This window comes from Bacillus capparidis, from assembly GCF_017832095.1.
GTDB classification, from domain to species: domain Bacteria; phylum Bacillota; class Bacilli; order Bacillales; family Bacillaceae; genus Bacillus; species Bacillus gobiensis.
Genome location: NZ_JAFDST010000002.1, coordinates 362,765 through 376,626, shown reverse-complemented (window position 1 = coordinate 376,626; position 13,862 = coordinate 362,765). Strand labels below are relative to the sequence as shown.

15 protein-coding genes and 1 pseudogene are annotated in these 13,862 nt (G+C 40.7%); 12 read left to right on the top strand and 4 right to left on the bottom strand.

Features of this window, described 5'->3' with window-relative positions; translation table 11 throughout:
• Position 1 precedes the first annotated feature (1 nt).
• Entirely contained in the window at positions 2 to 502 is a 501-nt protein-coding gene (locus JOC74_RS08985; protein ID WP_053604257.1) for a PDC sensor domain-containing protein, read from the top strand.
• Between the two features lie 12 nt (positions 503 to 514).
• Here JOC74_RS08985 and yunB read toward each other — a convergent pair whose 3' ends face one another.
• The 3 genes from yunB to JOC74_RS08975 form a co-directional block, all read right to left on the bottom strand.
• Entirely contained in the window at positions 515 to 1,231 is a 717-nt protein-coding gene (gene yunB, locus JOC74_RS08980) for a sporulation protein YunB (protein ID WP_053604256.1), read from the bottom strand.
• Between the two features lie 137 nt (positions 1,232 to 1,368).
• On the bottom strand, positions 1,369 to 1,734 hold the full coding sequence (locus JOC74_RS24100) for a hypothetical protein (RefSeq protein WP_312883793.1): 366 nt from the start codon (positions 1,732 to 1,734) through the stop codon (positions 1,369 to 1,371).
• Positions 1,731 to 2,858, bottom strand: a complete 1,128-nt coding sequence (locus tag JOC74_RS08975) for an FAD-dependent oxidoreductase (protein WP_312883792.1) — start codon at positions 2,856 to 2,858, stop codon at positions 1,731 to 1,733. Before JOC74_RS08975 ends, JOC74_RS24100 begins: the two co-directional genes overlap by 4 nt.
• A 452-nt stretch (positions 2,859 to 3,310) precedes the next feature.
• On the opposite strand from JOC74_RS08975, the gene JOC74_RS08970 reads away from it, so the two are divergent.
• The 5 genes and pseudogenes from JOC74_RS08970 to JOC74_RS08950 all read left to right on the top strand — a co-directional run bounded on the left by JOC74_RS08970 (position 3,311) and on the right by JOC74_RS08950 (position 8,597).
• Complete coding sequence (locus JOC74_RS08970) at positions 3,311 to 4,477, top strand: S8 family peptidase (RefSeq protein WP_053604255.1); 1,167 nt, start codon at positions 3,311 to 3,313, stop codon at positions 4,475 to 4,477.
• Between the two features lie 164 nt (positions 4,478 to 4,641).
• Positions 4,642 to 5,007 (top strand): glucose starvation-inducible protein GsiB, encoded by a 366-nt coding sequence (gene gsiB, locus JOC74_RS08965; protein ID WP_211086123.1) that lies wholly within the window; start codon positions 4,642 to 4,644, stop codon positions 5,005 to 5,007.
• A 493-nt stretch (positions 5,008 to 5,500) separates the two neighbouring features.
• Positions 5,501 to 6,356, top strand: a pseudogene (locus JOC74_RS08960) (DoxX-like family protein).
• Between the two features lies 1 nt (position 6,357).
• Positions 6,358 to 6,975: a DUF4166 domain-containing protein gene (locus tag JOC74_RS08955; RefSeq protein ID WP_053604254.1), complete on the top strand. Its 618-nt coding sequence runs from the start codon at positions 6,358 to 6,360 to the stop codon at positions 6,973 to 6,975.
• Positions 6,972 to 8,597: a YndJ family protein gene (locus JOC74_RS08950; protein ID WP_211086122.1), complete on the top strand. Its 1,626-nt coding sequence runs from the start codon at positions 6,972 to 6,974 to the stop codon at positions 8,595 to 8,597. Before JOC74_RS08955 ends, JOC74_RS08950 begins: the two co-directional genes overlap by 4 nt.
• On the opposite strand, the gene rfbB is transcribed toward JOC74_RS08950, so the two are convergent.
• Positions 8,584 to 9,555: a dTDP-glucose 4,6-dehydratase gene (rfbB, locus tag JOC74_RS08945; protein WP_053604252.1), complete on the bottom strand. Its 972-nt coding sequence runs from the start codon at positions 9,553 to 9,555 to the stop codon at positions 8,584 to 8,586. The genes JOC74_RS08950 and rfbB overlap by 14 nt on opposite strands.
• A gap of 148 nt (positions 9,556 to 9,703) precedes the next feature.
• Between rfbB and JOC74_RS08940 the strand changes: the two genes are divergently transcribed.
• The 6 genes from JOC74_RS08940 to hpf all read left to right on the top strand — a co-directional run bounded on the left by JOC74_RS08940 (position 9,704) and on the right by hpf (position 13,770).
• Complete coding sequence (locus tag JOC74_RS08940) at positions 9,704 to 10,240, top strand: flavodoxin family protein (RefSeq protein WP_192841153.1); 537 nt, start codon at positions 9,704 to 9,706, stop codon at positions 10,238 to 10,240.
• Positions 10,241 to 10,349: 109 nt separating this feature from the next.
• Positions 10,350 to 10,688 carry a flagellar protein FlaG gene (gene flaG, locus JOC74_RS08935; protein WP_053604250.1) on the top strand — a complete coding sequence of 113 codons (339 nt, stop codon included), beginning with the start codon at positions 10,350 to 10,352 and terminating at the stop codon, positions 10,686 to 10,688.
• A gap of 17 nt (positions 10,689 to 10,705) precedes the next feature.
• Positions 10,706 to 12,205 (top strand): flagellar hook-associated protein 2, encoded by a 1,500-nt coding sequence (locus tag JOC74_RS08930; protein ID WP_053604249.1) that lies wholly within the window; start codon positions 10,706 to 10,708, stop codon positions 12,203 to 12,205.
• A gap of 3 nt (positions 12,206 to 12,208) precedes the next feature.
• On the top strand, positions 12,209 to 12,610 hold the full coding sequence (fliS, locus tag JOC74_RS08925; protein WP_053604248.1) for a flagellar export chaperone FliS: 402 nt from the start codon (positions 12,209 to 12,211) through the stop codon (positions 12,608 to 12,610).
• Positions 12,610 to 12,951 carry a flagellar protein FliT gene (gene fliT / locus JOC74_RS08920; RefSeq protein WP_053604247.1) on the top strand — a complete coding sequence of 114 codons (342 nt, stop codon included), beginning with the start codon at positions 12,610 to 12,612 and terminating at the stop codon, positions 12,949 to 12,951. The genes fliS and fliT overlap by 1 nt, the downstream gene beginning before the upstream one ends.
• Before the next feature lie 252 nt (positions 12,952 to 13,203).
• Entirely contained in the window at positions 13,204 to 13,770 is a 567-nt protein-coding gene (hpf, locus tag JOC74_RS08915; protein ID WP_053604246.1) for a ribosome hibernation-promoting factor, HPF/YfiA family, read from the top strand.
• Positions 13,771 to 13,862: the final 92 nt, after the last annotated feature.

The following is a 13,862-nucleotide window of genomic DNA, read 5'->3' as shown; positions in this document are numbered from 1 at the left end:
AATGGGCCTTCAGCACAAAGAGGTTGGATACCTGCAATCCATTGGCAAGGGACTGCATGAAACGTCGAATTCGTTAGCAGCTGCTATTCAAGGTATGAATGTAGAAAATAGGGCGATTACGAATGATATTCAAAATCTTGATACGCTGCAAAAGCTGCTTGCCAAAATATCGAGCCATCACGAGCTTCAAACACTCGATCCCCGGCTGCATCATGAAATATTGACATCTTATTTTAATGAAACCGCCGAAATTGAGGCTATTTGGTCAAATAAAACTGATGGTACATTTATTTTTTCAAAGCCTGAAGCGGGCTTGTTCAATGCGAAGCAAAGAGAATGGTGGAAACAAGCAATGGATGGAGCCGTTTATGTATCCGATCCGTATATTTCAGCGATCACGAAAGCCTCTTGTGTGACTCTTTCACAGGCGATCAAAAATTCAGAGGGAGAAACAATAGGCGTCATCGGTATGGATTTACACACAAAAATAGAACGGCAATAGCTAATTGCCGTTCTATTGATTACTTTCGTCGTTAGAAGGATAGCTAATAACTGGAGAATTGCCCGACCCATTGCCGCTATAATACTCGGGTACTTCTCCTGGAAAAAAGTAGTCGCCGATTTTGACTGTTGTCTTCATCGGTTCTTCAGAGGTTAATGAAGGAATAATGACTTGAATGTCGACATTCAGCTCGACTAATATTTCTAACCAGACATTATTGATCCCTTCACTTTTTGTATTCGTCTTCAATTGTGATTCTACGGTGCCGGCGAGCATCATTTCGATCGGAATTTTCGGGCCGGTATTGGCAAAAATGGTATTTCCGGTAGCCGCACCTAACGGGATATAATAGACTTTTAATTCTTTTTCATCGTCGTTTGCTTCTGAAAAATGGTTGGTCTTTTTCCCTATTTCCTCATGAATATCCTTAGTCAATCCTGTCAAAAATTCTTGATACACGGAAGGATTAAAGCTAATTGGCGAGTTTTTCCCATCCCCCTGGCTATGGCGGACAATTAGCTTATTAATATCAATTTTCTCGCGATTTTTTTCTATGGCTCCATTTATCGCGTCCGTTGCAATGCTTTTCACCTCAATTTTAGCAACCTTCATTAACATCGGTTCAATGATTCGATCCACAATCACAAATGTACAAATATTAAAGAAGAGCAATAGGATCAAAGAATAGATGAAAACTATTTTGAAAGGAACAGGCCCTTTTCGTCTCAATCGCTTTGGCCGGTAGATTTTTTTCAGCTCTGATCCTCCTCTCTTGAAACTTTGCTATATTTACAAGCCTATGCGAAAAATGCGAAAAGCTTTCCTTTTATCTAAGATGAAAATGACATGATATTCCCTTATAACAATTATTTCTGAATGGGTTCTGAAGAGCTTTTAGAGAAGGCAGGAATAATCTTATTCAGTATTTCGTCCAACGGCAGAGCATACTGCTGTGAAAGCTCAGAGAGAAATTGCTTTCCTTCTTCGGATGCATGAAGAACCATCGATAATATTTTCGAGTTCATTATTTCACTTGGAGGTAATGACAATGTATTTACTGCCCAATACAATCCATAAAGTTCAAAGTTACGCTGGATGGTTGCATGTTTGAGAAACAAATCCATGTATTTTTTGGCAAAAGCAATTCCTTCCAGCTGTACTTTACTCACATATTCAACGCCTTGCCATTGCAAATCACATGCGCAGTTCAGCCACCATGCAGGCTCAATCACCTCCTGTATCTTTCGGAGAACCCTTTGCTCAAAATTGGGTTTAAAGGATCAATTTTTTGCTCCTGCAAACAGATTTCCAGTAGTTCTGCTTCCATCGCAGCGACTGTCATTCCTTGACCAAATATCGGATCAAAAATGCAGAAAGCATCTCCTAAAACTAACAAACCAGATGGCCATCTCTCCATTTTTTCAAAGTGATGACGGTTCAATTCAGAAACGCGAAATCCTCGTGGTGGAGTGATTGGTTCAAACTCTTTGACGATTTCGGAGATGATCGGGCTTGGAAGCTGTGAAATCTCCAGTTCAAATTCTTCGGCATTTACAGGTAGATAGCAGCCCCTTGGACGATAAAGCAAAACCTCTGCTACATGATTTTCAATAAAGGAAAAGACTCCTGTAAAAGTTCCATTAGCAGGTTGGCCAGCGATGTTAATGACATCCCATTTGTCTGTCAGATGTATTTGGTGAGAAGCAAGCTTATAACGGCGAGTATTATAGCCGAGAGATACCTTTAAAAGATCCGGTTCTGGCACGTTGTATCCCAAATCCTCCAGCCATTTCGCGAGTTTAGAGGTGCGGCCGCTCGTATCAAATACCATGTCTGCGAAAAGTGTTTCCTCCTGCCCGATTTGGCCGCGTTCTCGGACACTGACCCCTGTGACAACTGTTTGCTCTGGATTCGTTACTAGACAGATGACATCTTGCTTCGAGAGAAAATGAACATTGGGTATCTTTTGCACGCGTTTTCGAATCACCCACTCTAGCAAAGATCGGCTAAACTTAATATCATTCCGTGGGTATTGCAGTGTGAGGCTTCCATATTGATTCATTTGATAAATGGTTTTATCTAGTGATGAAGGGGCTCCATAAGATAATAATTCTTCTTCGTACCCTAGAAAAAAACGTTCAAAAATTATTTTGCCACTCTCTGTGAAACGATGGGGATGAAAAGCCTGTGGAGTGTCTGAACGGACTTGCGGGTATTCTGGTAAATCGTCTTTATCAACGATAAGAACCTCTTCATAATAATCAGCAAGCACTCTCGCAGCCAGTAATCCGGCGATACTTCCCCCGATAATCAGAGCACGATCTGTTTTTCCTTGCGTAAGCTTTGAAGTAATCATAATAAGTTACCTCCAGTATTTTAAAAATGAATGATTTATTCATTCAAAAAAAGAATGTGATTTCTTTTCCTTTCTGTCAATATAAAACAAAAAACTTTACAATTCATATTGCAATTCAGCGGTCCGTATCTGGTAGTAAAGTTTGGAAAAAATGAGAGGTTTCATCCTCCTTTTGACGTACAACTAATTCTTCTTTCTCATTCACTAAGGTTCAGAAAAACCTAAAATTCTGCGTAATGATTCTATGCTCAGGGTAATAACTCTGCAGATAGATCGCTATAATGTTAAATAATGGGTTTTAAAAGAAACTATTTTACTAAGTTTTCTTCATTGGTATGCCTACAGAAAATGGGTCTACTCGCTTTTTCTTTCCTGTTTTACAATATGTTTACAGAATAATTTGAAAGCAGGCGTGCCCGCTCGAAGGTTGTTCTGAAATGAGAGGAGTGTGAATGATGAAGAAGAATCTATTAGCCTATCTCACGTTATTTCTTACAGCTGTTTTCATTTTTATATTTAACGGCTCTGCCTCAGCAGAAAGTACAAGCCTTAAATCAAAAGATTATATCGTAGGGTTCAAATCTTCTGAAATCGGTGCCATGTCAAACGAAGTTACCGTGTCTAAAGCCGGAGGAAAGTTAGAAAAGCAATTTTCAATCATTAACGCGGCAAAGGCGACTCTCACAGATAAAGCTGTGAAGGATTTGAAAAATAATCCCGCGGTTGCATATATTGAAGAGGATCATATTGCTACAGCCTATGAACAAGCTTATAAGCTGAAGCCATCTGCTCAAACGGTTCCATACGGAATCCCGCATATTAAAGCAGATCGTGTCCAAGCTCAAGGCTACAGTGGCGGCGGGGTAAAGGTGGCTGTTTTAGATACCGGAATTGATGCTTCCCATGAGGACTTGAATGTCGTTGGGGGAGCAAGCTTTGTTCCGAGTGAGCCAAGTCCATACAGTGATGGCAATGGCCATGGTACTCACGTATCTGGTACAGTTGCAGCATTAAACAATACGACCGGGGTGCTGGGGGTTGCTCCAGATGCTTCCCTATATGCCGTTAAAGTGCTGGACTCTGCAGGAAGCGGCTCTTACAGCGGCATTGTAAGCGGTATTGAATGGGCAACTGCAAACGGAATGGATGTCATTAATATGAGCTTGGGGGGATCATCAGGCTCAAAAGCATTGAAGCAAGCCGTAGATAATGCGTATGCAAATGACGTCGTTGTTGTTGCTGCAGCAGGAAACAGCGGTTCGTCTGGCGGAAGAGTAAATACAATCGGCTACCCTGCCAAGTACAGCTCCGTTATCGCTGTCGGCGCAGTGGATAGCAACAATAAAAAAGCATACTTTTCAAGCGTAGGAGATGAGCTGGAAGTGATGGCTCCGGGAGTCAGTGTTCAAAGTACATTACCTGGAAATCAATACACCGAGCTGGATGGAACGTCGATGGCTTCTCCTCATGTAGCTGGCGCAGCTGCATTAATTAAATCAAAGCATCCTGACCTTTCGGCAAGTCAAATACGTCAACGTTTATCCGACACAGCAGATTATTTGGGTGATCATTTTTATTACGGAAACGGAGTTATTAATGTAGAGGCTGCTGCGAATTAAGAAAATCAATTTCCCGGAAAAAGAACTTTTCCGGGTTTTCTTTTCCCTTTATTCAGAACATATGTTTGTTATCATTTTCGACTGATTTTAATGAGCCATATATGTTTTATCAAATTCATACGTGGTAACAACATAATGTAACAAAAATTAAGGAGGTATAAAAAATGGCTAACAACAATGATAACAAAATGAGTCGTGAAGAAGCAGGCAGAAGAGGCGGAGAGCAAACGAGCAAAAACCACGATAAAGAATTCTATCAAGAAATCGGTGAAAAAGGCGGAGAAGCAACTAGCAAGAATCACGACAAAGAACATTATCAAGATATTGGCGAAAAAGGCGGAGAAACAACCAGCAAGAATCATGATAAAGAATTCTATCAAGAAATCGGTGAAAAAGGCGGAGAGCAAACAAGAAAGGATCACGATAAAGAATATTATCAAGAAATCGGTGAAAAAGGCGGAGAAGCAACCAGCAAGAACCACGACAAAGAACATTATCAAGAAATTGGCCGCAAAGGCGGTAGAAATTAAGAAGATTCTGGGGAGTTCAAAATGCTTTACGTTTTCTTCCTAGAAAAAAGGGTGACTCAGATAGGAAGCATGCTGCTCCTTTCTGTGTCACCCTTTTTAAACTGTTTTTTAATGCCGATAAATCTTCGTTATCTTCGGATAGCTCAACGAAATAGCCCTCTTCATCCATTTCAAATACGATTTCTAATTGTCGGCGGCTTCAGCCAGTCTGCCGAGTAAGCAATAGTAGGATGTCCGGTTGTACCGGCTCATAACATCGCCGGGATCCAAAGATATTACTTGGTAAACAATTTTTAGAGTGAGCTCAAGCTTATCCAGCTAGCGATAAACAATGGTTACACATCTCTTTTTTCACTCTGTTGTTCATTTCTTATTGACGTGAACTCCAAACGTGTTATTCTAAGTATGTGAAGTGTTTCACAATATCACAAATTTGAGGTGTTTTCTTTTGAAGAAAAAACCTATTTATGTGGAGATTCCTATTGATACAAGCATGGATCAATTGTGGGAATACACTCAAAATCCAATAAAGCATGAGGTATGGGACTTGCGCTTTACGAAAATTGAGTATTTGCATAACAAAAAGAATGAACCCCAACGATTTTTCTATGAAACGAATATCGGGTTTGGCTTGGCTGTTTCAGGGACCGGGGAGACGATTATTGAAATGAATAAAAACTCTGGAGATCGTGTTTCCTCGTTGAAATTTGGAACGGACCATCCCCTTTCGATCATAAAAGAGGGCAGGGGATACTGGAAGTACATACAAACCAAGAAAGGCGTTACTTTTTTGACTCAATATGATTACGATACGAATCACGGGTGGGCAGGAAAAGTGATCGATCGATGGATGTTTCGCCCTCTGCTAGGCTGGGCGACTGCATGGAGCTTTGATGCGCTAAAGATTTGGCTTGAAAAGGGTGATCATCCCCGACAGCTGTTTCGGCAATTTATTATGTATTGGATTTCTTCTGCTGTGGTCGCATTTGTCTGGATATATCATGGCCTGGTTCCGAAGCTGCTGTTTGTTCATCCTGAAGAAATAAGCATGTTTTCTGCGCTTTTTCCAGCTCTTCCAGCCACTACCACCAGTAAAAGGAATCGGGATATGTGAAATCATTTTTGGTCTTTTATGGCTCTTGCCCGTTAGGAGAAAAAACTGGTTTCTCATTCACATCGGACTTTTGCTGATGTTGACGGCCGCAGCAGCTTTCGCAGGAATCGGCGTATTTCTTCATCCTTTTAATCCTGCTTCTTTGCATGTGGCTCTCATTGGTATTTCCATCATCGGCTGGATAAATGCCGATAATCTTCCCAGTGCTGGAGACGCCAAAAGAAAGAGGGGATAATATGTCGATTTATCAAGCTATTTTAGGACATGATTTTCACATGCTCCATCCGAAATTGCGAAAACGTTATCTGATTACAGCTGATAAAGAGTTTAACGGAAAAGGGACCATGTCTGAAATATCCGGAGGTAACGCTTTTGTCCGCCTATTATTTAAATTGGCGCTGCCTTATCGTTGTTTTTATCCTGAGAGAGGGGAAAACATTCCGTTTTCAATCGTTAACCGTGCGATAGAAGCAGAAGACGGAACAGCTGGAGTCCTTTGGAATCGAACTTTTTCATTTGGTAAAAAAAACAGATATTTTGACGCGAAGATGATACTTGATGATGAAAAAGATGAAATCATTGATTTTTTTGGACAGCCGCCGTTTTTTATCAGCACCCTGGAGTTTTCTGTAGAAAGTGATGGCTCGCTCGTCATCACATCAGATAAGCAGTGGCTATACGTGTTCAAAAAACGAATTCCTCTTCCGAAAATGCTTTACGGCTACACTCTGGTGAAAGAATCGTATGATGACAAAAACGACTGCTATCTCATAGAGGTTCATGTTGATAATCCCCTTTTTGGCACATTATTTTTTTATAAAGGAAGCTTTCGGGAATTGGAGGAATCAATTTGAACCGTACAAACGGCATTGCCGGCTGGATATTGTTTGTTTTATTTTTGGCCTGTACTTATCAGCAATTTTTGATCGCAGAAACGCTAGTCTTGGCATCAATTTTGATATTTGTACCTGCCGTTATGAAGCTTACTTCACATTCATACAGAAATGGGAAAGAGCCTTTTCTAAAAAAAGCCGTGATTGGTTTGTATCCATTTGCCGCTGCTGCCGCAACTCTGGCTTTTCTGTTTGATTCTGTTTATTTTGCATCTGGTTGGTTTCTCTACACTGGACTTCTGGCATTATATGGGTTTCGAAGACTGGCAGAAAGAGGGTTTGCCAATATAGAAGAAACGTCAATCGATGCAGGATTTATGTACTTGGTTCTTGGAGGTTTCTGGTTTACTGCTTACGTAGGAGAATTCGAGATTATGAATTTTGGCCCGTTGATCCTTTTGTTAACGGCTGTCCACTTTCATTATTCTGCTTTTTTGCTGCCAATCTTCAACGGATTATTGGGGAGAAGGTTGACGTCTTTCCGCAGGGTATATGCCTGCGTGACTTGGATACTTCTTCTCTCTCCTCTAGTGATTGCTGCTGGGATTTCTTTTTCCAGGCAGCTTGAATTTGTTTCAGTTTTTTTATATACAGCTTCTCTTTATGTATACGGCTTTCTTGTTTTAAAGACACCTTTCTCACGGCGAATCGCCAAGATGTTGGTTGGATTCTCGTCGTTCATATTGCTGCTGACGATTTTCTTTTCCCTGATTTACTCCTTTGGCGTGCTTCGGCAGCAAGCCACATTTACAATTGAAAATATGATTTGGATCCATGGCCTTGTTAACGCAGCAGGTGTCATCGTTCCTGCCTTAGTTGGTTGGAGCCTGGAAAAGCCAGCCGCAGCTTATTCATTTTACGGACTCCCTTTGAGCGAAATAAAGGGTTCTGGCAATATAGGCGAACGATTTTTAGAGAAAGAGAATTTAGTATCGGAAGCAAACTGCACAGGTTTGGTCGATCAAATAGCTGACTTTTATTCTGTTGATTTCAAAGGGACTGATCCCCTGATAAAGGATTTCTATGAGCAGACAGAAAATTATCAGCTTTATGCACAAGTGACTTGGAAAGGCTGGTTTCGGCCATTTCTTGCAATCTATTCTTTTTTCAGCAAGCGAATGGGTCAGCTTTATTTGCCGCAGCACGCAGAATGGGAGGAAATGACGGGAGAATTAAAAGGGGTTGATTCCAAACAAGATGGCAGAGAAAAAGTCCGTGCCTGGGTCAGATGCAACCAACGCGGGGAAGCGATTTTTCTTGCATTATACAGCAAGCATTCGTATCAAAATGAGACATATATGAACGTTGCATTGCCGCTCCCCTTTGCAAGTATGACCGGAATATTGAAGCCCTACGGAACGAAGAATGGCGGGCTCCTTTTAACGAGCAAACGCCGGAAAGACGGGTGGGGGGACGAAGGAATCTATTTGAACAAGCTCCGTCTCCCGCTTGAAGAATCGTTTGATTTATCCGCAGATGGCAGCCAGGAGCTGTCGGCTGTGCACCGGATGTGGATTGTTGGATTGCCATTTTTAACAATTGACTACATCATCAGAAAAAAAGACCGGTTTAAAAAGGCTTAAGCGGTTTCCACCAGTCCTCGTTTTGCATATACCAGGTGATTGTCTCTTTAAGGCCATCAGTAAAGCTGATTTCGGGCTTCCATCCGAGGCTGTTTATTAATTTTGATGAATCAATCGCATAGCGATAATCATGGCCCGGCCTATCTGCGACGAACTCAATGAAAGAGGATGGAAGTCCAAGTTCGTATAAAATCAATTCAGCTAATTCAATATTGCTCCGTTCATTGCTGCCTCCTACATTGTAGGTTTCGCCCAAACTGCCCCGATGAAGAACAGCATCAATTGCTGAACAGTGATCCCTTACATGAATCCAGTCGCGAACGTTTTTACCGCTTCCGTATACAGGAAGTTGTTTTTTTACTAAAGCATTCGTAATAAAAAGGGGGATCACCTTTTCCGGATGTTGAAATGAACCATAATTATTTGAGCATCTTGTTATGACTACCGGCAGCCCGTACGTTTTGTAATAGGCTCTGGCTAAAAGATCTGCTCCGGCTTTACTGGCTGAATATGGACTGTTAGGCAGGAGAGAATCAGTTTCTTGAAATGATCCAGTATCTCCAAGGCTTCCGTAAACTTCATCGGTTGAAATCTGGATGTATCGATCGACTTGAAATGTGAGAGCCGCATCCAACAATACTTGTGTACCGCCTAAATTCGTCTGTGTAAAACGGCTGCTGCTTTGTATGCTTTTGTCAACGTGGGTTTCAGCCGCAAAATGCACGATAATATCAATGGAATGCTTGCGCATCGTTTCATGCAACAGCTCGGAGTCGTTTATACTTCCCTTGACAAAGATATGCTTGCTGTTTCCTTCTATCTCACGGAGCGTTTCCAGGTTTCCGGCATACGTGAGGAAATCATAGTTCACAATCAAGCACCCGGGATATGTGGAAAGCATATATTTAACAAAGTGGCTTCCAATAAAACCTGCTCCGCCAGTTACTAATATATTCATAGTATCACCATTCAAAAATATTTTTGCTACCTAGTATTATACACTTGAAAAGGGTTTCAAACCGAATTTCTTTTTAACTTGGGCAGTTTGTGGAATAATCTTCATAGGATAAAATGAATGTCACGATAGGGAGAAGATCAATATGAAAATAGGAGTTTTTTTGGGTAGTGCAAGACGGGAAGGCAACACGGAGGAACTTGTCAATCGGGTGATTAAAAATATTGATGCAGATGTATTCCATTTGCTTGATTATCGGATTGAACCGATTGTAGATATGAGACATACGGAGCAGGGTTTTTCGCCTGTAGACGATGATGCAGAAGACTTGGTAAAGAAAATGCTTGAGTATGATGTGCTGATTTTTGCTACTCCGCTCTACTGGTACACGATGTCGGGGCATATGAAAAATTTTATCGATCGGTGGTCGCAATTTTTAAGGAGCGAGTCACTTGGCTTCTTACCTAATATGAAACAAAAGAAAGCTTACCTCATAGTTACATCCGGGGATAAGAGAAAAATTACGCCGCTGCCATTGGTTCAGCAATTTCAATACATATGCCAATTTATAGGAGTGGAATTTGTAGATTATTTACTTGGCACAGGCAATAAGCCAGGAGAGATAGTTGATGATTCTTCCGCCCTTGCAAAAGCGGAAGAATGGAATGCAATATTTAGAAATATGTAGAAAGGCGAGGCGCTGTTGTCCTCGCTTTTTTTACTGCAGTTTTCCTCTTTATTTTTTTAAAATCCAGCCGATATAAAAGATAGAAAATGATAGGAGCTGATCCCTGCTAATGCCAATTGACAAAGTGACATCGTTATCCAATCGTACGATAGAAGCTTATCATTCTAGGACATCAGGTATTCGCACAGAGGATTATCAGCAGAATGAAGAAAAATTGACAAGTGATGAAACGAACCTTAAAAAGACGGTACAGGCAGCAAATGAGCTTCTGGAGCCGACACAGGTACATATTCAGTTCGAGCTCCATGAGAAGCTGGATGAATATTATGTAAAAGTTATCAATACAAAGACAGATGAGATAATCAAGGAAATCCCCACAAAAAAATGGCTTGATTTTTATGCCGCTATGGTTGAGTTTATGGGGTTTTTAGTCGATAGATCGATATAGGAAAGGAGACAGTCATCATGAGGATTGGCGGATTAGCATCTGGAATGGATATAGATTCAATGGTTGGAGAATTAATGAAGGCGCAGCGTATGCCACTGGACAAGCTAAATCAAAAAAAGCAGGTTCTTGGTTGGCAGCGCGACCAATACCGGGATATTAACAAGAAAATGGCCGATTTAGATACATATATATTTGATAAGATGGCTCTTTCAAATACGTATAACAAAAAAAAAGTGACGAGCTCTGGTGAAAGCAAGGTTACAGCACGTTCCATTAATTCAACACAAAATTATTCGGCAAAAATACAAGTAGACAAGCTTGCGACATCAACGACATATAAATCGGGAGATATTACGAAGTTTACCCAGGGAGATCATGCGCTGGAATTTCATGTGACAGATCCGGGGAACTCCCAAGCAAATCCAGACCCTGTGAAAATTAATATCGCATCAACAGATACACTGGACGATATTGTCAAAAAAATTAACGGGTCAGAACTCGGCGTCACCGCGATGAAGGAAAAGATATTAGACTCAAGCACAGGGGAATATACCGAAACGATTGCCTTTACCTCCGTAAAAACTGGAAAAGGCGGCAAGATTGAAGCTGCAGATGATGCGACCGCGAACTTTATGAGTTCTTCTCTAGGTTTTTCGTTAAATGGGCGTGAACTGAATTCACTTCAACTAGGGGAAAATGCCAAAGTAAAAGTAAATGGCTTTGACATGGAAAAAACATCAAACCAGTTCGCCATCAACGGAATGGAGTACACCCTTTTAAATACGACGTCTTCAGAATTGACAATATCAAGCGAAACGGACACTGATGGTATTTATGACACGATTAAAGAATTCGTTGATAAATACAACGGCTTGATCGATGAAGTCAATCAGAAGGTGAACGAGTCACGTTATCGGGATTATCAGCCTTTAACGGCAGAGCAAAAGAAAGAAATGAGCGAAGATGAAATAAAACTGTGGGAAGAAAAAGCAAAGAGCGGATTGCTGAAAAATGACAGCATCTTAACAAGCGGTATGAATGGGATGAGAATGGACTTTTATTCCGGAGTGAAAAGTGATGGCACAACTCAGCAGCTGACTGAATTCGGAATTTCAACTTCGAGTGTGTATCAATTACGAGGCCATCTTGAAATTGATGAAGATCAATTGAAACAAAAAATCAAGGAAGATCCAGAATCGCTGCAACAGCTTTTCGTTGGAGGAGGCAGGAATGCGTCTTATGAAGAAAAGGGCATCGCTTACCGTTTGCGGGCGACGATGGATACGACCATGAAGCAAATTGAAAATAAAGCGGGAAATACGACGAAGTCAAATAATCAGTTTTCGATCGGAAAAAGCCTTGATGATGTTGACAAGCAGGTGAATCGTTTTGAAGACAGGATGAAGCAAGTCGAAGATGGGTACTGGAGGCAATTCTCTGCGATGGAAACAGCGATTCAGCGAATGAATGAACAATCAGCATATATGTCTCAGCAATTCGGAAGTTTAGGAGGATAATAGATGGCAATGAAAAACCCTTTCACAGCCTACCAGCAAAATTCAGTCAATACAGCATCACCAGGAGAATTAACACTTATGCTGTATAACGGCTGCCTGAAATTCATAAAACTGGCGGCACAATCAATACAAGAGGGTGCGATAGATCAAAAGAACGAAAACTTGGTGAAGGCTCAAAACATAATTCAAGAATTACAGGTAACGCTTAACCGTGACGTTACGATCTCAGAGCAATTCGCCATAATTTATGATTACATTTACCGCCGCTTGGTGGACGCGAATGTGAAAAATGACCTTTCCATTCTGTTGGAAGTGGAAGGATACATTATTGAATTTCGTGACACATGGAAGCAGGCCATCCAAATAGACAGACAAGAACGGCAAAAATCAGGCGGGTTTAAGTAATGGGCAGCACAGCCACACTGTTTAAAGAGACTAAATCATTCATGGAAATGCTTGAAGGTGAAAAAGACAGTGATTTGCAGATTCAGGAAATTGAAGAATTTATTGACATGAGAGAAGAGTTGATCTACGACATTAAGCCGCCTCTTTCTCAAAACGAGCAACAACAAATGAAACAGCTTTTAGAATGGAATTCAGACCTTTTAATCCAATTCACCAGCTTGAAGAAATCAATAATGAAAGATATCGGGCAAGCAAAATTAAAACGGGTCACTAGAAATCGCTACATAACGCCTTATGCTCAAAGTCAGATCGATGGCCGTTATTATGATAAACGCAAGTAGGAAATCCATAAGTCTAAATGCGGATAATCTGAGTGAGTAAGCTGTACGGTTGAACCGGCAGCTTTTTTTCATAAAAATCGGAGCATATAGACTCTGTCCGAAAGAATATGTTTATTTAAGCAGAAGAAGAGTACATTTCAATTAAAGTTACAAAATTCAGGAAATAACAACAAATTTCATGTTTGTGCAGGGTTTTTCGAGGGAAATGGAGAAATAGGTTATATATCCTTAACCTAAAGGAGGCTTCTTTTGATGGAGTTTATTATTAGAGGGGAAAACATTGATGTGACATCAGCGTTAAAAGAGCATGTAGAGCGAAAAATCGGCAAAATGGAAAGGTACTTTGAAAAAAGCGTCAATGCCATTGTAAATGTCAATTTAAAATTTTACAGTGACCAAGAATCGAAGGTAGAAGTGACCATTCCAATGACCGATTTAGTGTTAAGGGCAGAAGTGCATAACGAGGATATGTATAACGCAGTTGATCTAGCTTCCGGCAAACTGGAAAGGCAAATTCGCAAACATAAAACGAAAGTCAACAGAAAAGTCCGGGAACTGGATACACCTAAGCATTCATTTGAAAACGGAGCAGCTAACGGAGAAGCTGCAGCTGCCGCAGAAGAAATAGAGGAAGACCGGCCTGAGATTGTCAGGCAAAAAAGGTTTAATTTAAAACCGATGGATAATGAAGAAGCAATTCTGCAAATGAATATGCTGGGACACAATTTTTTTGTTTTTACAAATGCCGAAACCAATTTAACGAATGTTGTTTATAGAAGAAACGACGGAAAATACGGATTGATTGAGCCGACTGAATAACATCTTATGAAAAAGACTGCCTCCTACAGGAAAAACTGGAGGCAGTCTTTTGTATATGGTTTGGAAATATCATAAGATGTGATAAAATAAAT

What these genes read in the sequence shown, in the direction of transcription:
- JOC74_RS08985 (WP_053604257.1), top strand. Translation starts at nt 2, where the DNA reads ATGGGCCTTCAGCACAAAGAGGTTGGATACCTGCAATCCATTGGCAAG.
- JOC74_RS08975 (WP_312883792.1), bottom strand. Translation starts at nt 2,858, where the DNA reads ATGATTACTTCAAAGCTTACGCAAGGAAAAACAGATCGTGCTCTGATT.
- JOC74_RS08970 (WP_053604255.1), top strand. Translation starts at nt 3,311, where the DNA reads ATGATGAAGAAGAATCTATTAGCCTATCTCACGTTATTTCTTACAGCT.
- gsiB (WP_211086123.1), top strand. Translation starts at nt 4,642, where the DNA reads ATGGCTAACAACAATGATAACAAAATGAGTCGTGAAGAAGCAGGCAGA.
- JOC74_RS08955 (WP_053604254.1), top strand. Translation starts at nt 6,358, where the DNA reads ATGTCGATTTATCAAGCTATTTTAGGACATGATTTTCACATGCTCCAT.
- rfbB (WP_053604252.1), bottom strand. Translation starts at nt 9,555, where the DNA reads ATGAATATATTAGTAACTGGCGGAGCAGGTTTTATTGGAAGCCACTTT.
- flaG (WP_053604250.1), top strand. Translation starts at nt 10,350, where the DNA reads ATGCCAATTGACAAAGTGACATCGTTATCCAATCGTACGATAGAAGCT.
- JOC74_RS08930 (WP_053604249.1), top strand. Translation starts at nt 10,706, where the DNA reads ATGAGGATTGGCGGATTAGCATCTGGAATGGATATAGATTCAATGGTT.
- fliS (WP_053604248.1), top strand. Translation starts at nt 12,209, where the DNA reads ATGGCAATGAAAAACCCTTTCACAGCCTACCAGCAAAATTCAGTCAAT.
- fliT (WP_053604247.1), top strand. Translation starts at nt 12,610, where the DNA reads ATGGGCAGCACAGCCACACTGTTTAAAGAGACTAAATCATTCATGGAA.
- hpf (WP_053604246.1), top strand. Translation starts at nt 13,204, where the DNA reads ATGGAGTTTATTATTAGAGGGGAAAACATTGATGTGACATCAGCGTTA.